Source organism: Rossellomorea sp. GCM10028870, from assembly GCF_042666755.1.
In the GTDB taxonomy this organism is placed as follows: Bacteria; Bacillota; Bacilli; order Bacillales; family Bacillaceae_B; genus Rossellomorea.
This window is the reverse complement of the sequence record NZ_JBHTGN010000005.1, coordinates 267471-285973: the sequence shown is the minus strand read 5'-3', so window position 1 is coordinate 285973 and position 18503 is coordinate 267471. Positions and strand designations below refer to the sequence as shown.

Genomic DNA, 18503 nt, shown 5'->3' with positions numbered 1-18503 from the left:
TCAATCAATAATAGCTTGATCAATATACCTTTTTGCAACATTTGTTTCAGTATATTCCTTAGCTGTTTTATAAGAGTTAGTTAATATTTTTTCTCTTTCATCAGACTTAATATCAAATATGTACGAAAGAGTATTAGCCAATTCTTCTATATCCCTTGGCTTAACTAAAAATCCATTAATTTTGTCTTGCATAACACCATCTATACCTTCACCTTTACTACCTACTACTATACAACGACACGCCATGGCTTCGATATAGGTAATACCAAATGTCTCTGGTGAACTAACCATAATAAAGTAATCACTCTTAGACATTTTCTCAATTACTTGTTCACGACTTTTATATCCACAAAATTCTACCTTATCTTCTAATTCTAATTGACTTACTAAGCCCTTCAATTGGCTTTCCATAGGCCCTGTACCAATAATCTCAAATTGAAAATCATATTGGTCTTTTATAAGTGCTAATGCTTTTAAAGTAACATCTACATTTTTTAACGGAATCAAATTTCCTGCGTAGATTAATCTAATCTTCTGTGGGTTAAAAACCTTATCTTGATATTTACTTGAATTAGAAAGTATCTTATCTGGCGCTCCAGAGTGGACAAGAAACCTTTCATTTTTAGATTCTGTCAATTTGTTAAAGTCATTGTAGATCTTTTCAGATCGAAAACCAAATTTATCATAATAAGACGTAATTTCGTTTAATATTTTTTTATTTTTTTGTCTATTCAAATAATTAATATCTGAATTATGTAAAATCGCTACTTTTTTACATGTGATCTCTTTTTTCAAAGATTTAACTATACGCCATTGACTAACACTAAAATGACATAAGAATAAATCGGGCTGAAATTTGTGTTTTTCCATTATATCAATTATGATTTTCTTTTGCTTTATAACATCTACAGGGAATAGATAATTGTAGCGTGGAATATATCTATTTACTGGTAATAGGTAGACATCTACACCGTCTTGTTTACTATAGGTAACCCCTTTATAATCTTCCTTATAGTTCCATTTTACATCATTTACAAAAGGGAGTTTAGAATACATGCTTGGAAATTTAACATAATTGTGTATTACCAAAACATTATGACCAGCTTTTACCCACTCTTTTGCAAAATAATGCACTGCTTTGGTATTCTTCCCAGGACTCCTATCATCTAAAATGGGATAATAAGATGTGAAAATAAGAATATTTATAATAATCTCCCCTTAAGATGTTGCTTTATATAATAGTTAGTTTTGTCTGTCACTATATATTATATTTTTTGTCTTAAATAAATTAGAGGTTATAGCATTTCAAGTAATTCATTGATATTTCTTTCCAATCAAATTTTTTTGAGTTTTTGATACAATTACTAGAGGTGACCTTATAGTTTTCTTTAATTTTGAATATTTTTCTGATCATATCTTCCTTATCGTTTGGGAGAATAGGATAACCTACCTCACCTACTTCAAAGAAACCATCGACACCTTCACCACTAGTATATATTATCGGGATTCCTCTAGACATTGCCTCAATATAAACTAAACCAAAGGTTTCTGTATATGAAGGCATAACAAAAACATGACTATCATCCATAATAGACAAGATACTTTCTCTTTCATTAATGTGACCATGGAAGGTAACATTCTTACCTAATCCTAGTTTCTTACTGTAAGATTTCATTTTCTTCTCTAAAGGTCCAGTTCCTATCATGTCTAAAGTACATCTATGTCCATCCTTAGATAAATGATTAAGAGCTGATATGATAGCTTTTACATTTTTATTCTTGTCCATTCTCCCAATAAATAATAGTTTAATATCTTCTGAGTCCAATGATTTAGGCAAGCTAGGATTCTCATGCCAATAGTTATCTATTCCATTAGGGATAACCTTGAATTTAATTTTAGTTTTTTCTAAAATCTGCTTAGGCAATATTGATATTACTTTTTTCATATATGCATGTGAAATGAAAACTATTTGCTTTGCGTGTAGTAAGATCTCATACATTAATGGGCGTAAATGCATTCTATATTTATAAAAATAATTAATATCTGTGTTTCTCACATTTACAATATAGTCAATTCCATATTTTTTATGAAGTTCATAAGCCGTTCCCCCATCACTAAAAACCGTGTGAGCATGTATGAAATTAATATTCTTCTTTGATAATATTTGGTTTTCTACCCATTGAAACTGTTTATTTATCTTTTTATTAAAAAATAGTCTATCGCTTTTCAAAAGAATATTTGCATAATGAAATGAAATATTTTCATACTGGTCTTTTGCCAGTTCATTCCTGCCGATTTGATTCTTATCTTTTATTGGAACAAAGACATCCTGTTTAATATTGCTATTGGCCAATTCCTTAATTAAATTTGAATATAATTTACTTCCGCTATAATACGAACATATATGCAACAGATTCATAAAAAATCGTCCTCATTTCATAAAACTTACAATCCCCAATAACGATAGCCTTTTCTTTCAGTTTCAGCTTTATCTAAAATCCCTTTGACATCTACAACCACTTTTTCATTATTATTAGACTGAATGAACATTTGATCTATTTGCTTCCAATCTAAGTTTTTAAATTCATCATGGGAAACTGCAAAAACAAGGCAGTCAGCATTATCAATACTACTTATTTCTTCTAAACCAAGGTTATATTCTCTATCTACGTCACCAGGATCCGCTTGGGGATCAACTATAACTGGCTCAATACCATATTCATTTAATCCCTTTACAATATCAATTACTTTTGAATTTCTTATATCAGGACAGTTCTCTTTGAAAGTAAGTCCCAAAATGACTACTTTAGATTGTTTAACTATTTTATTAGCTAAAATAAGTTCTTTAATAATAGCATCTGCTACGAATTTACCCATTCCATCATTAATTTTTCTTCCAGATAGAATGATTTGACTGTGATATCCTAATTTCTCAGCTTCATAAACAAAGTAGTAAGGGTCAACACCTATACAATGACCTCCAACCAGTCCTGGATAGAATTTCAGGGCATTCCACTTTGTATTCATCGCCTCTATTACATCATTAGTATTTATATCCATGCGATCAAATACCATTGAAAGTTCATTCATAAAAGCTATATTAATATCACGTTGACTATTTTCAACCACTTTAGCGGCTTCAGCAACCTTAATAGAACTAGCTTTATGAACACCTGCTTCAATTACCAATTCATACACTTTTGATATTTCTTCCAGGCTCTCTTCATCCATACCTGAAACAATTTTAATGATTTTTTCAAGAGTATGAACTTTATCTCCTGGATTAATTCGTTCAGGTGAGTAACCTACTTTAAAATCCACCCCACATTTGAGCCCTGATTCACTTTCAAGAATTGGAATACAAATGTCTTCAGTGACTCCTGGATAGACAGTAGACTCGTAAACTACAATGGAGCCTTTAGTTAGATTTCGTCCAATGATTCTACTAGCTCCCTCTACTGGGGAAAGATCTGGGGTTTTGTCTGAATTAATTGGCGTAGGTACAGCAACAATATGGAATTTTGCTTCTTTAAGTTTTTTTTCATCTGAAGTAAACTCAACAGTAGACTGCATAATTTCTTCATTACCCACTTCATTTGTAGGGTCAATTCCAGATTTATATAATTCAATTTTATTATTATTTAGATCAAAACCTATTACGTCAATTTTCTTCCCAAAGGCAACCGCAATTGGCATACCCACATAACCCAGACCTATTACTGCAAGTTTCTCTTGTTTATTAATCAATTCTTTGAATATCACTTTAACCATCTCCTAATTCAATTGATATTTATTTTTTATGTGAAAAATTAATCTCTACTATATAGATCACGTGTATATACTTTTTCAGCAACATCTTGAATTTCTTCTGTAATTCTATTAGCTACAATCACATCGCAAATTTCTTTAAATTCATAAAAATCTTTAATTGCTTTAGAATTATAAAACTTTTCCTCAAATAAATTTGGTTCATATATTACTACTTCAATTCCCTTAGCTTTTAAACGTTTCATAACACCCTGAATGGCTGATTGCCTAAAATTATCTGAATCCATTTTCATTGTTAATCTATAAATACCTACTACCTTAGGTTTCTTAGCTACTATCATTTCTGCCACATGATCTTTTCTAGTTCTGTTGGCATCAACTACTGCTGCCATAATATTATTAGGAACGTCTTCATAATTTGCTAATAACTGTTTCGTATCCTTTGGAAGGCAATAACCTCCGTAGCCAAAGGATGGATTATTGTAATGATTTCCTATTCTTGGGTCCATTCCAATACCTTCAATAATTTGTTTTGTGTTTAACTCTCTTATCTCTGCATAAGAATCTAATTCGTTAAAAAAAGCAACTCGCATAGCAAGATATGTATTTGCAAAAAGCTTAATAGCTTCTGCTTCGGTAGAGTTAGTAAATAATACAGGAATGTTTTCTTTATTGGCACCTTGTACTAATAAGTCTGAAAACACTCTAGCCCTCTCTGACTGCTCTCCTACAATAATCCGTGAAGGGTTTAAATTATCGTATAAAGCCTTTCCTTCTCTTAAGAACTCTGGAGAGAAGATAATATTTTCGGTTTCGAACTTCACCCTCACTTGATTGGTGTACCCTACCGGCACAGTAGATTTGATTACCATAACAGCGTTCGGATTAATTGATAACACTTTGACAATTACATCTTCAACCGTTCTAGTATTAAAGTGGTTTTTTTCAGGGTCATAGTCGGTGGGTGTTGAGATTATTACATACTCAGCATCTCTAAATGCTATATAATAATCGGTTGTAGCGGTTAAATTTAATTCCTTTGTAGCTAAAAACTCCTCTATTTCATGGTCAATTATAGGGGATCTTTTATTGTTGATCATATCTACTTTTTCTTGCAAAACATCAAGTGCTACTACTTCATTGCTTTGGGCTAATAATATTGCATTAGATAATCCTACATATCCTGTTCCAGCGACAGCTATTTTCATTTTTGATTACTCCTCTATATATAAATTACCTTGTACTCTCTGCTTTTTCCCAGAATGGCTTAGCCTTTCCAGTCAGTATATTATAGACCCCCGCCCATTGTGCAATTATAGTTACACAGTAGTAGTAAATTAATGTCAGATATTTATTATTTGTCTTAGTATAGGTTTTAATTAATGCCAATAGATAAAAGAGTACCTGTCCACAAAAAGTCATAGTATAAAACCAGGAATCTGAAATTAAACAAGCATTGGAGATAAATACAATTAAGTGTGCTATCCATAATAAATATCTACAAGTTCTGTGACCAAAGTAAAAATAGGAAAACCATTTATACTTAAATATGTTAAGAATCCTTACATCAGGCAAAATATGTTTTAGTATAATCCTATTCATCCTTACTTTACGACCAAACTCATCTTCAATGACTTCTCCAGCCTTCTCATAAGCTATAGCATCATGGTTGGCGATCGCCCTTTTACCCTGGAGGGCATATAGAGGCGGCATTGCGCTATCATGACATTGAATTGGATTAAAATCATAATAATCCTCTGTCTTACAAGCATATAACGCACCGTTACCAGCAGTAATAGTTTGTATTCTTCCCTCTATTTCCCGAATAGCCATATCACCATCCCAATAACTCGCCTCAGCGTCACTTACATCACTTGAAGTTTGATTTACAATCGACAGCCTTCCTGAAACATACGCAATTTCATCGGAAGTAAAAGATGCCATAAGTTCTTTAACAGAATTTTTATCCATTATAGAGTTAGCATCAGTCATAACTAGATACTCTGTTATAACAGTTTTTTGCGCCTCATTTTGAGCATTTGTTTTCCCTTTACGAGCCTTCACTTCAAAAAGTCTTATATTTACATCATTTGTTTCTTTTATAAAGCGTCTAACAATTTCATTTGTTCTATCTGTACTATTATCTGAAGCTATCAAGAACTCTATCTTATCTTTTGGATAATCTAACTCCAAAATATTATTAAGTTTGTCTAAGATCACTTTTTCTTCGTTATGTGCTACTACCATAACTGTTACAGTAGGTCTATGCGAAAAATCTTTTTCAAGTTTGCGATCCTTATAAAATTTGCCAATTATCTTTAATGAAATTGGATAACCAATCATTGCCCAGACTATAATGAACCCACTTATATAAAATAGAATTTCAAAAAATAATTCCATGTTATAACTCCCTTAAATTAGTAACTATTTATCTTCCTCATTGGAACCCCTACATATGTTCCTGCTTCAGTAATATCCTTAACCACCACTGTTCCTGCACCAATTGTACATCCACTAGTAATATTTACATTATTACTTACTATGCTACCTATTCCTAACCAGCTCCGTTTTCCTACTTTAACTGTGCCAGCTAAGTGTGCACCAGGTGATATGTGAACATAATCTTCTATAATATTGTCATGATCAATTGTAGAAGAAGTATTGAGAATACATCCTTTACCGATATTAGTGCCACAGTTAATTACTACTCCAGCCATAACTACTGTTCCACTCGCTAAAATAACTTGTTCTCCAATAACAGCATTAGGATGAATTAAAGTGGGTATGCTTGCACCATTTTCTTCTAGTTCATTTTGAATTTTTTCTCGTATAGTATTGTTACCTATCCCAACAAAAATGTCATAATCTTTTACAAGTTCTAAAGCATCATTTGACTTTCCAACTACTTTTATTCCCATTGATGATTCAATGCTTTCATCATCATCCATAAATGAAATGCTATCCCATTTATTCATTTTCAAAGCGATGTCAGCAACCACTTTTCCATGACCACTTGCTCCGATAATGAGAAGTTTGTTTTTCATAGATCCATTCGTTCCTTTTTAGTTCCCTTGAAAGGTTCCATTGTCACTGCTGTCTCTGAACTGATTCCCTCTCTTACAAAAACCTTCTTAATAGTAGAAAAAATAATATTCCAATCTCCGATAAAACTTACACTATCTACATATTTCACATCTAGATTAAACTTATCTTCCCAACTGATGGCGTTCCTGCCACTTATTTGCGCTAATCCAGATAATCCCGGTCTTACTTCATGGCGACGTTTCTGATGCTCATTATAAAGGGGCAGATATTGAACCAATAATGGTCTAGGTCCTACTATGGACATATCTCCCTTTAAGATATTAAATAGCTCTGGAAGTTCATCAAGTGACGTAGAACGTAAGAATTTTCCAAACCTCGTCAACCTAACACTATCAGGAAGCAATTCTCCATTATCATCTCTCTCATCCGTCATCGTTCTAAACTTATACATCATAAAAATCTTTTCATTCAGCCCCGGTCTTTTTTGTTTAAATAAGATTGGGCTGCCTAACTTGATTCTTACAAGAATAGCTACGATTACGAGAACAACGCTGAGTGGAATTAAAGCAAGCAACGATAAAATTATATCCATAGGTCTTTTTATAAATCTTTTATAAATTCCTTTTTTATAATCCTTCATTATTTCAACCACAACCCTTTAATAATCGTCACTACTCTTTCCAAATCCTCATCGGTCATCTTCGTATCAGACGGCAAACAAACACCATTTTCAAACAACTTCTCAGAAACACCCGGCCCAACAAAATCATACTTCTCAAAGAAAGGCTGCAGATGCATAGGCTTCCATATTGGTCTCGATTCAATTTTTTCTTTTTCAAGAGCAACCATAACGTCTATCGGTCTTACATGACCGTTCAAAGTCATCGAACTTAACCAATAATTCGGCTCATCCCATTCATTACTAGGCATAAACTCAACACCCTCAAGGTCACCAAGCTCTCTTTTATAAAAGTCAAAGATATATCTCTTCTTCTCAACTCTCTGATCTAACACCTTAAGTTGCCCTCTACCAATACCGGCAACCACATTACTCATCCGGTAATTAAAGCCTAATTCGCTATGTTGATAATGTCTTGCAGTGTCCCTACTCTGTGTTGCCCAAAATCTTGTTTTAGCAATACGCTCTTCATTATTTGAAACTAACATCCCACCACCAGAGGTAGTAATGATCTTGTTTCCATTAAAGGAGAAAATACCGTAATCTCCGAACGTTCCTGTATGCTTTCCTTTGTAATAAGTACCCAAACTCTCAGCAGCATCTTCTATCAATGCAACGTTATACTTCTTACAAAGCTCTACTATTTTATCCATATCAGCAGATAGTCCATAAAGGTGGACCACAATCACTGCTTTTACTTCAGGATACTTTTCAAAAGCTTCTTCCAATGCTTCTGGACACATATTCCACGTCTCCAAATCACTATCTATGAAAACAGGAATGGCATTTTGATAGATAATGGGATTCGCTGTTGCAGAGAATGTTAGGGTCGGACAGAAGACGATATCTCCTTCTTCCACACCCGCTGCTCTTAATGCTAAATGGATAGCACCAGTACCGGAAGATAGGGCTGCTGCAGCTTCAGAGCCAACTTTAGCAGCCAATTCCTTTTCAAATTCATTTACGTTCTCTCCAAGTGGAGCGATCCAATTGGTATCAAAAGCTTCTTTTACATATTCCATTTCATACCCTTCATCACTCATATGTGGTGATGAAAGAAAAATACGATCTCCCATACTCTAAATCTTCCTTCCACTATTATGTAGTTGCTTATTACTTACTTGGATATTTAGATACTTTATCCACGTAACTAATAAACTACTAATATTATTTTCATTAACATAGGTACTTAAGTTTTGTTAAGTACCTATGTTAATAGTCATATATTAATATTAAATAGTTATCTTTTCTTGTTTCACTATATGCTTAAGATAGTCCATTACTTGAACTTGCAAATCTCCACGCTCCAAAGCAAACTCCACGGTAGCCTTGATAAAACCAAACTTATCACCAACATCATAACGCTCACCCTCAAACTCATACCCAACAACCATCTGCAATTCATTTAGCTTCTTAATCGCATCCGTCAACTGAATTTCTCCACCAGCCCCCGGTGTAAGATTCTCCAAAATACTAAAGATTTCTGGTCGTAAAATATAACGGCCCATAATTGCATAATTTGAAGGCGCTTCTTCCTTCTTAGGTTTTTCAACCAAATCATTGATATGGTAAACCCCTTCTTCAATCCCATTCTGATTAATTGAAATAACTCCGTATTTAGAAACATCCTGTTCGGGTACTTGTTGAACCCCTATGACCGAAGAATTATACCGCTCATAGACATCGACTAACTGCTTTAAACAGGGACTATCAGGAGAGTGAACAATATCATCCCCTAGTAATACAGCAAACGGCTCATTACCGATAAATCGACTGGCACAAGAAATTGCATGCCCTAAACCAAGAGGTTCCTTTTGTCGGATATAATGGATATTAGCAAGTTTTGAAATACCTTGCACTTCTTCCAATTGGTCATACTTACCCTTCTTCGCAAGTGTCTCCTCTAACTCATACGATTTATCAAAATGATCTTCAATTGCTCTTTTCCCTCTACCTGTTACAATAATGATGTCCTCAATACCAGAAGCGACTGCTTCCTCGATAATATATTGAATAGTAGGCTTGTCTACAATTGGTAACATTTCTTTAGGTTGAGCTTTAGTAGCAGGTAAAAAACGGGTCCCTAGTCCAGCTGCAGGAATAATTGCTTTTCTCACTTTTTGCATACCTTCCACCTCTTAATTTGCATTCTTGACTAATAATTGTTCTTTCTTATTAGCTAATTCTAATACGTAGTTAGATAAGTACTGAGGATCAAATTCAGTATGATTCTCAATCAAGTTTGAAACTCTCTCATACTCAAAATCAACCGTCTTCCCAATAAATATCTTCGGAAACACAGCCTTCCCGTGTACTTCATTCTCCCCAAGCAGTTCCTCATACATTTTCTCACCAGGACGAATTCCCGCATATTTAATACCGATTTCTTCTAATGTATAACCGGATAACTTAATAAGATTTTTTGCAAGCTCAACGATTTTTACTGGTTCGCCCATATCAAGGACAAAAATTTCTCCACCTCGCGCTAGAGCTCCAGCCTGCATAACCAAACGTGATGCTTCTGGTATTGTCATGAAGTACCTTGTCATGTCAGGGTGAGTAACCGTAACCGGACCACCAGCTTGAATTTGCTTCTTAAATAATGGAATTACGCTTCCTCTGCTGCCTAAAACGTTCCCGAACCGAACTGCAACAAAGTTTGTTTGGCTTTCTTTGTCCAAGTTTTGAATGACCATCTCTGCAATGCGCTTCGTAGATCCCATTACATTTGTAGGGTTTACTGCTTTATCAGAAGAAACTAAAACGAACGTATTTACCCCGAATATATCTGCGGCCTCTGCCACATTCTTTGTACCAATTACATTGTTCTTAACAGCTTCTTTTGGATTATATTCCATTAATGGTACATGTTTATGGGCTGCCGCATGATACACAACCTCAGGATCATGTTCTTCAAATACTTCAAAAATACGATTTCGATCTTGTATATCCGCGATGATAGGGACAACTTTCAATTCTGTTCCATATCTATTTCTTAGTTCCATATCGATTGTATAAATAGAGTTTTCACCATGTCCTAATAACAAAAGTTTCTTAGGTTTAAATTTACTCACTTGGCGGCAAATCTCAGAGCCGATTGAACCACCAGCACCTGTAACCAGTACTGTTTTACCTGAAATTTTCTTCGAGATACTATCAGTGTCAAGCTCAACCGGTTCACGGCCAAGCAAGTCCTCCACCTGCACTTCCCGGAATTGATTGACGGAAACTTTACCAGAAACGATATCTTCGATCATCGGCATAATCTGTGTCTTTGCGGAGGTTTTACTGCATTGTTGATACACTTCTTGCAGTTCACCTTTACGAAGAGAAGGAATAGCAATGATGATATTATCTATTCGGTGCTTTTCAACTAATGTTGGTATATCTTTGGTACGGCCAAGGATCGTCACACCGTAAATTTGAAGTTTCATTTTTTTAGGATCATCATCAATAAATCCAACTGGAAGCAAATCCGTATCCTGGCTCTTTATCAACTGTCGGACCAACATGGACCCTGCTGACCCAGCCCCGATGATTAACGCCCGTTTCTTTTCCTGTTTCGGCTTTATGTAATAGTGTCTGTACATTCTCCATGAGAATCGTGATCCACCTATAAGTATGATATGAAGCATCCAAGTGACTGCTAGTACCCGAACATATATATCCCCGTTCACAAAAAACTGTAGAATACCAGTGGCCACGATTGAAAATGTAATCGCTCGAATGATCGCAACCAATTCCCCGACACTTGCGTATTCCCATGCTTTCTGATAAAGACGATCAAGAAATGCGAATACATGGTGACTTGCCAGTAATGCGCATGAGCTAAAGACGAGTGTAGGTAACGTGTACAGGCTGAACGTTGGATGAAGGAGATAATAACCGAAATAAATTGCTGTTAACACGATCAAAGAATCCAGCAGCATCAGCAATGATACCCGTTTTGTATAACTCACATAAATCCCTTCTTTTCTAAGTTATTTTGACAAATTAAATACCTAAGGGAAAGATACAAATGTATATCCTTTCCTTAGGTATCTAGGTTTACTTTTGATCATTTAATCTTTTTTCAATGGCTTGGTTGATTCGTATTTTTTTTCTAGTCGCTCTACCGGTGCATCCTGATAAATATATCTTATTGCTTTTTTGCTACTTTTAGACATGGAACTAAAATCTTTCAAGCGTGCATTCTCCTTGATTTTACAGATGAACTTATTTATACCATAATATGAATAAAATACATAAAGCGTTTTCATTGTTTCTCTTTACTGGATTCTATTATTATAGTAGATGTGGGCATCTAACCCTTCCTCACATCCCACCACTGACGACGAGCGTCTAAGGCAAAGTTTCCTCTCCGCCCACGGTGTGATCGAGTGCCTCCAATGATAATGGTAAGGAGACATTCCCAAAATTCTACTGTTGTCTGTGCGCACCTTCTTGATTCTGATTTAATAACGACAATAGTACCTTAGGATTACCTGTGTTTGATTCTTTTAGAAGATTCCGAGGAACTTCTTCTTTTTGATCAATTCAGGTATTTCTTTATAAATATTTTTTCCATCGATCAGCAATTCTGCATTTTCTGTAAAGTAATAGACCATGTCTATTCCGTACTTTTTCTCTATATAATCCATCGCTTCTTCCATTTTAAAGGTGCGATTACGTATGTTATGAGCGTCTGATGCGATGAAGTGTGTCAGGTTGGCTTGGATCATTTGCTGTGAGAATTTCTGGATGTTCTTGCCGAAGTATCCTGTAAGGCTGGATGCGGTTAGCTGAGTTGCGGCTCCTCCTTGTACAAGCTTATAAAGCTTTTCCGGTCGTTCAATCAACTCCGCATTACGCTCTGGATGAACGATGACCGGGGTCAGACCTGCTACCTGAATGTCGTAGAGAAGCTTTTCCGCATACCGCGGAACTGAACTCGATGGGAACTCAATGAAAAGATATTGGGATACTTGGTTTAAAGGCAAGATGTCACCCTTTTGGTAATCTTCTAAAATTTCACCATAAATGCGGCATTCCTGTCCGGGAAGTACTTGAAGGTTAATGTGTTCTTCCCTTAACCGATCATTCACTTCTTTCACAAGGGGAAGGATGTCCGACTTCACATTGTCGTATTTTCCATTACGGTGATGAGGAGTCGCAATGATTGTATGAATTCCTTCTGAGACAGCCTGCTTCGCCATATCGATACTGTCGTAAATCGTACTGGCACCATCATCTATCCCCGGAAGGATATGGCTATGGATGTCAATCATTACTAACTCCTCCTCTTTCTAGTTCTTTCGACTTAATTCTACACCGACTACCATTTTACACCACTAGGTATATTTGTAAAGGGGTGAATTTTGTCGAATAAACCTTAATTTCCATAATAGTAATAATAGTCTGTTTCTGAAGCTTTCTTATTATTAAGTACGCATCCAAGCAGCTTTCCTTTTGTCGATTGCAATAGCTCTTTTGCTTTCTTCGCGGGTTCCATTTCTGTCTTTCCGCTTGAAACGACAAGGATGCTTCCATGACACTGGTTCGCCATAATTTGTGCATCTGTTACTACAAGTACGGGTGGCGTATCAAATATAATCAAATCATACTCGTTATAAGCATCGACAAAGAATTGCTCCATCGCCCTTGAACTTAATAGCTCAGCTGGATTCGGTGGGATCGGACCGCTTGAGAGAATATGAAGCTTGTCCACACCGCTGTCTTTAACGGCTTCCTTCAGTGTCACTTGTCTCGATAGAATATTCGTTAATCCTGTTGTGTTCGGGAAGTTAAAGGTATAGTGAACGGTTGGCTTCCTCATATCTGCATCCACTAAAAGGACAGTTTTTCCTTGCTGAGCAAAGACTACAGCCAAGTTCGCGGCAGTTGTGGACTTTCCTTCCCCTGGACCTGCTGATGATACCATGATTGAACGGTATTCCTGATCGACTGATGAAAATTGGATGTTCGTACGAATTGTACGGAATTGCTCCGATACGGGAGACTTTGGATTCGCTTTCGCGATTAGCTTACGTATATTTGCGTTCATTGATTTCTTCTGTTTATTAAACACCGACACTTTCACCTCTGCGTCTTGACGTTCTTTCCTGGCGATGGGCTACCTTCTGGAATTCACTGTCGGTAATCGTCGGGATTACCCCTAGTACAGGAAGCTCAAGACCTTTCTCGATATCTTGCTCTGTTTTTACTGTGTTGTCTAAGAACTCTAATAAGAATGCAAGTCCTACACCTGCCATTAATCCCACTACCACCGCAATGGCAATATTTAATAATGGTTGAGGTTTAATAGGAGATGGGTTTTCTCCAAGTTCCGCCTTTGCAAGGATACTCACATTATCGACATTCATGATTTTCACGATTTCGGTTTGAAAGACTTCGGCAATCTTATTTGCGATAGCTGCTGCTTGTTTGGGATCTTCATCCTGCACGGAGATGTTTACGACTTGTGAATCCTTTTCACTTTGTACCGTAATTTTTTCGTTTAATTCTTTAGTCGTCATATCTAACTTAAGATCATCAATAACAATATCCAGAATAGCCGGGCTCTTCATGATGACATTATATGTATTGATCAATTGCAGGTTGGTTTGCACTTCCCCTACATTAAATGAATTCTGTTGATCTTGATTCGATTTATTCACAAGCAATTGAGTGGACGATTGATAGATTGGTGTGAGGACAAAATAGCTGATCGCCGCACTTACCAATACCGCCATTAGGGTCAGTATGATGATGAGACTCATGCGTTTCTTCAACGTCTGAATGAGCTCCTTTAAACTGATGGTTTCTTCCATGATAGCCTCCTATAATTCTTAAAAAATAAAAATCTCGTCATATTATATCATAAGTTCTTGTTATTTTTAGGGAATCTTGTCATAATTTTAATATAATTGAAATCTTTTGTTACTTATCTATTAAACAATAGATTGTTTATTATTGGAAGGGGCTATTCGAATTTGGTTCCATTTTCCAAGTTATTTACTCATAGGAGGTTCGTAATGAAAAAGGTAATTATTTTTTTCCTACTTATATTATGTGGTGGGGTTATTGTTTATGGGAATCTTCACTGGAAGTCGATGACAACGGGTTCCACGTCTGCCGATTCGTCTTCGGTTCCTGAGAAGAAAGAGAAATCTCAGAAGGATGAAGAATCCTCCCTCGGAACAGAGGAAGGGGAGTTTTGGTCTACTACAGTCAATTGGCCGGAAGATGCCCGTTCCCTTTATAAAGAGAAGCTAGAAACTGGAGAACCCTTCAATATTGTTCTGATGGGATCAACCGAAATGGATTCCATTGAGGAAGGATGGAACGACAAAGTAGCGAACGCTTTAGAAGACGAGTACGGGGACACTGTTTCAATTCAGAGTCTATCCTTTGAAACCAATACACTTGAGTTCGTGCGTGAGGAAAGATATGAAGAAGTAGGGGATTTACAGCCTGGGCTCGTCATTTTTGAGCCGTTCGTCTTTAAAGATAATGGAAACGTTACGATCGAGGACACTCTTCAAAGCATCAGCACGATCATAGATGAAGTAAAAGAGTTATCACCTGGGTCAGCATTTGTCCTTACACCCCCACAGCCTATTTATCAGCCTAAAAATTACGCTGTACAGGTTTCTCAAATTCAGGAATACGCGAAAGAGAATGATATTCCGTTTATTGATCACTGGTCCAACTGGCCAGGTGTAGAAGATGAAGAGATTAAAACGTACTTGGATGATGCCAGCAGCCCGAATGAGCAGGGACACACAGCCTGGGCCAAAGGAATCATAGACTTCCTGGTAGAAAAGGAATAATTTTTTACTATTTTAGGAATAATTTAGTTTTTTCCACCAAATTATGTGATAAAATGACGGTATTATCTATCAAACTATGACAATAAAGGAGAAGTGTACGTGAAAAAGACATTGGTTTCTGTAGCAGCTACGGCTGTACTCTCGTCTTCGTTTGTTAGCTATGCCTCGGCAAGCACTCACAAGGTGGAATCAGGCGACTCCCTTTGGCTGATCGCAAACAAATATGACACAAGCGTTGCCAACTTGAAGAGTTGGAACAAGCTGCAGTCAGAAATGATTTTTCCTAATCAGGTATTGAAGGTTGCCGCGAGCGGCGCCCAATCGCCACAAGCACCTGCGCCTCCAAAGCAAAACACAGGGCAGACGTCCGCTAAAACGTATACGATTAAGTCCGGGGATACATTAGGACAGATTGCCGGTAAGCATTCGATTTCCCTTGCCGATTTAATGAGCTGGAATGGTTTGAATAATCATCTGATCTATCCCGGTCAAGTGTTGAAAGTATCGAAAACGGGTTCCCAGCCTGCTCCAAGCAGTCCGGCACCCGCTCCGGCTCCACCTAAACAAGACGGTTCGGTGACAAGTTATTCAGTGAAATCTGGGGATACGTTGTCTCATATCGGGATGAAGTTTGGTGTGACGGTAGCCCAACTTAAAAGTTGGAATGGACTTTCGAGTGATTTCTTATCGATTGGACAAGTCCTGAAAGTGTCGAAATCAGGGGCTCCTGCCACTCCGGCACCGGCACAACCTGCTCCGCCTAAACCAGATAGCTCCATGACAAGCTATACCGTTAAGTCGGGAGATACCCTGTCTCATATTGGTGCAACATTTGGTGTGAGTGTAAGTGAGTTAAGAAGCTGGAATAATCTTTCGAGTGATTTCCTGCGCATCGGACAGGTCCTGAAGGTGAAGGGAACGGCTGAGGCAGTCAAGCCCCCAGCAGCTCCGGCACCAAGCCAATCTTCGTCCTTTTCCGTTGATAGATTATTAAGTGAGGCAACGTCTCATATGGGGACCCCTTATGTATGGGGAGGCTCATCGGCCGGCGGCTTTGATTGCAGCGGCTTCATCTATTATGTCTTTAAAGAAGCCGGTGCCAATGGTGTAAAGCGTCTATCCAGTGAAGGATACTACAGTCGCTCCTACTACGTGAATACACCTCAGCCGGGTGACCTTGTATTCTTCGAAAATACATATAAAAAAGGCATTTCTCACTTAGGCATTTATATCGGAAACAATGAATTCATCCATGCCGGGGACAACGGCGTCCAGGTTTCCAGCTTAAGTAACTCTTATTGGAAATCGAAGTTTGATGGATTTAAGAGATTTTATGATTTGTAGAAAGATAGACCCCGATGACATTTACGCCATCGGGGCCTATTTTTTTATGGAGTGAAGAAATCCTGAGTATAGTACACGCCATACTCCCCGCCGAAGTATACTCCTGTCCCCAGCTTTTTGAAGAGAGGACTCAGGATGTTTTTGCGATGGCCGGATGAGTTGACCCAGGCATCATGAACAGCGATGGCATTGAACTGTCCCCCCGCGATGTTTTCCCCTGCCGATGAATATGAGATTCCAGCCTGATCCATCCTTTGAAAGGATGATAGACCATCAGGGTTATCATGACTGAAGAAGTTTCTTATGGCCATGTCTTTACTGTGGGCTCTGGCTACCTCTTGAGCTTTAGCATCCGCCTGAAGGGGTGCCACAAGATGTCGTGCCCGTAATGCATTTGCCTGGTCGAGGATCTGCTTCTCCATGCTGTTTCTTAGTTCCGTTATATTCACGTCCGGATTTGTGATCGTGAAATCTTCTCTCATGAGTAAGAGCCCGGAAAGTGTATTCCCATCATTTTTATCATAATAAGTACGAATAAGCATTTCATCGTAATAATAGTCGTTAGTCTGATTGTGACTGGCTCCTATTTGATTTAATTTGGTTTCAACTTCTGTATTGCCGAGACCAAGCTTAAGTCCGGATCGTGACACCCAGCTATCCGAGTTTGAATAGACCGCCACCACTATCCCTTTAAATACACCGTATTGGATGTACTTCTTGGGATCCAGATTATAGACATACCAGTCAAAGCTGAATCTACTTTCATCGATTCGCTGTGGATCTCCTAAGGAAGATCGAAGGAATTCTTCAGTGGCATTGATATGAACTCCTTGGAAACGAAACTCTTCCAGGCTTCCTGTTAACTTTTCCTCGACACCTGACGAGACGGCGTTGTTCCCTCCAAGAATGGAGAATGAGTCATAAGAGTTTACCAGACTTTTTATTGTTGAAGGAACAGCCTCTTTCTTCACTAATAGTATTGGTGCGTTTTCTTTTGCTGCCAGTACAGACCCCGATAAGGCATCAGCGAAGTTTGTCCCCGTTGCTACATAAGCTCTTTCCTTTTTCATCGGAAGACCTTCTATTATGTTCTTAGCGGTCTCATAACGGTCGACACCGCCATATCTGGTTGTGCCGGGGAGTTTTGATTCTACTTTGGCAGAGATCACTCCGTCACCTCCGACTATAATGGTCTCTTGTTTCTGCTCTGTTACCTTCAGGGTAGATGACGGTAGAGTGCTGGATTCCGTCAATACAATCGGGATGCCATTTTTGGCGGCGTAAGGAGCGACTGCCAGCGCATCCGGGAAGTTCCGTCCGTTTGCTACGATTGCTTTCTTGGAAGGTAAGTAACTGGCGATTTTGGCGGCTGTTTGGAAACGGTCGTCTCCTCCGATTCTTGTAATCTTCATGTTTTTCTTTTTCAATTGTGTTTCAATGGTTGCATCGATTGCGCCGGTTCCACCTAATATGTAGACGTGCTTTGCCTTTAAACGCTCGATTTCCTGCAACGTTTCAGAGGGTAAACGATTTTTGTAGATTAATAGAATCGGTGCACTCATTTTATAAGCGAGCGGTCCCCCTGCCAGGGCATCGGGGAACGTTTGTCCGTTTGCAAGCACCACCGTGTCGGATTGATCCCATCCCCATAACGAAATCTGCACAGCTGTATCGAAGCGATTTTCTCCACTTATCCGGTTTACATTTGCCTTTGCTGTGTCCATTTTTACCAGGCTGAATGAAAGGATGATGAATAAGATGGTTATGCCGGTTTTTTTAATCAAATGACTCCCTCCCTATTTTATTCTCCCCTCTAATAATACCAAATAAATCCAAGTTTTTGAGTGTCAGTCGAC

General features: G+C 37.6%; 17 protein-coding genes. 2 read left to right on the top strand and 15 right to left on the bottom strand.

Going from position 1 to position 18503, the window contains the following annotated elements:
• From ACFQWC_RS19880 to ACFQWC_RS19815, 14 genes are all read right to left on the bottom strand, one after another.
• Positions 1–1134: a glycosyltransferase family 4 protein gene (locus ACFQWC_RS19880; RefSeq protein ID WP_377108895.1), complete on the bottom strand. Its 1134-nt coding sequence runs from the start codon at positions 1132–1134 to the stop codon at positions 1–3.
• A 154-nt stretch (positions 1135–1288) separates the two neighbouring features.
• Entirely contained in the window at positions 1289–2419 is a 1131-nt protein-coding gene (locus tag ACFQWC_RS19875; RefSeq protein ID WP_377108894.1) for a glycosyltransferase family 4 protein, read from the bottom strand.
• Positions 2420–2445: 26 nt separating this feature from the next.
• Positions 2446–3771, bottom strand: coding sequence for a nucleotide sugar dehydrogenase (locus tag ACFQWC_RS19870; RefSeq protein WP_483880591.1), 1326 nt, complete (start codon positions 3769–3771; stop codon positions 2446–2448).
• Between the two features lie 38 nt (positions 3772–3809).
• The gene (locus tag ACFQWC_RS19865; protein ID WP_377108892.1) at positions 3810–4976 is read right to left on the bottom strand and encodes a nucleotide sugar dehydrogenase; all 1167 of its coding nucleotides are present in this window, start codon (positions 4974–4976) and stop codon (positions 3810–3812) included.
• 25 nt (positions 4977–5001) lie between these two features.
• Complete coding sequence (locus ACFQWC_RS19860; protein WP_377108891.1) at positions 5002–6168, bottom strand: glycosyltransferase family 2 protein; 1167 nt, start codon at positions 6166–6168, stop codon at positions 5002–5004.
• 17 nt (positions 6169–6185) lie between these two features.
• Complete coding sequence (locus tag ACFQWC_RS19855) at positions 6186–6812, bottom strand: acetyltransferase (protein ID WP_377108890.1); 627 nt, start codon at positions 6810–6812, stop codon at positions 6186–6188.
• Complete coding sequence (locus ACFQWC_RS19850; RefSeq protein ID WP_377108889.1) at positions 6809–7453, bottom strand: sugar transferase; 645 nt, start codon at positions 7451–7453, stop codon at positions 6809–6811. Before ACFQWC_RS19850 ends, ACFQWC_RS19855 begins: the two co-directional genes overlap by 4 nt.
• Complete coding sequence (locus ACFQWC_RS19845; protein WP_377108888.1) at positions 7453–8568, bottom strand: DegT/DnrJ/EryC1/StrS family aminotransferase; 1116 nt, start codon at positions 8566–8568, stop codon at positions 7453–7455. The genes ACFQWC_RS19850 and ACFQWC_RS19845 overlap by 1 nt, the downstream gene beginning before the upstream one ends.
• A 156-nt stretch (positions 8569–8724) precedes the next feature.
• Positions 8725–9618: a UTP--glucose-1-phosphate uridylyltransferase GalU gene (gene galU, locus ACFQWC_RS19840; protein ID WP_377108887.1), complete on the bottom strand. Its 894-nt coding sequence runs from the start codon at positions 9616–9618 to the stop codon at positions 8725–8727.
• Positions 9619–9630: 12 nt separating this feature from the next.
• Positions 9631–11451 (bottom strand): polysaccharide biosynthesis protein, encoded by a 1821-nt coding sequence (locus tag ACFQWC_RS19835; RefSeq protein WP_377108886.1) that lies wholly within the window; start codon positions 11449–11451, stop codon positions 9631–9633.
• A 102-nt stretch (positions 11452–11553) separates the two neighbouring features.
• Positions 11554–11676, bottom strand: coding sequence for a hypothetical protein (locus ACFQWC_RS19830; RefSeq protein WP_377108885.1), 123 nt, complete (start codon positions 11674–11676; stop codon positions 11554–11556).
• A 315-nt stretch (positions 11677–11991) separates the two neighbouring features.
• The gene (locus ACFQWC_RS19825) at positions 11992–12759 is read right to left on the bottom strand and encodes a tyrosine-protein phosphatase (RefSeq protein WP_341357146.1); all 768 of its coding nucleotides are present in this window, start codon (positions 12757–12759) and stop codon (positions 11992–11994) included.
• A gap of 104 nt (positions 12760–12863) precedes the next feature.
• Positions 12864–13535, bottom strand: a complete 672-nt coding sequence (locus ACFQWC_RS19820) for a CpsD/CapB family tyrosine-protein kinase (RefSeq protein WP_299744541.1) — start codon at positions 13533–13535, stop codon at positions 12864–12866.
• Between the two features lie 16 nt (positions 13536–13551).
• Entirely contained in the window at positions 13552–14301 is a 750-nt protein-coding gene (locus ACFQWC_RS19815) for a YveK family protein (RefSeq protein ID WP_377108884.1), read from the bottom strand.
• 204 nt (positions 14302–14505) lie between these two features.
• Between ACFQWC_RS19815 and ACFQWC_RS19810 the strand changes: the two genes are divergently transcribed.
• Together ACFQWC_RS19810 and ACFQWC_RS19805 are read left to right on the top strand one after the other, a co-directional pair.
• The gene (locus ACFQWC_RS19810; RefSeq protein WP_377108883.1) at positions 14506–15303 is read left to right on the top strand and encodes an SGNH/GDSL hydrolase family protein; all 798 of its coding nucleotides are present in this window, start codon (positions 14506–14508) and stop codon (positions 15301–15303) included.
• 99 nt (positions 15304–15402) lie between these two features.
• Entirely contained in the window at positions 15403–16647 is a 1245-nt protein-coding gene (locus ACFQWC_RS19805; RefSeq protein ID WP_341357150.1) for a C40 family peptidase, read from the top strand.
• A gap of 44 nt (positions 16648–16691) precedes the next feature.
• Here the strand turns inward: ACFQWC_RS19805 and ACFQWC_RS19800 are convergent, their stop codons facing one another.
• Positions 16692–18431 (bottom strand): cell wall-binding repeat-containing protein, encoded by a 1740-nt coding sequence (locus tag ACFQWC_RS19800; RefSeq protein WP_341357151.1) that lies wholly within the window; start codon positions 18429–18431, stop codon positions 16692–16694.
• Positions 18432–18503: the final 72 nt, after the last annotated feature.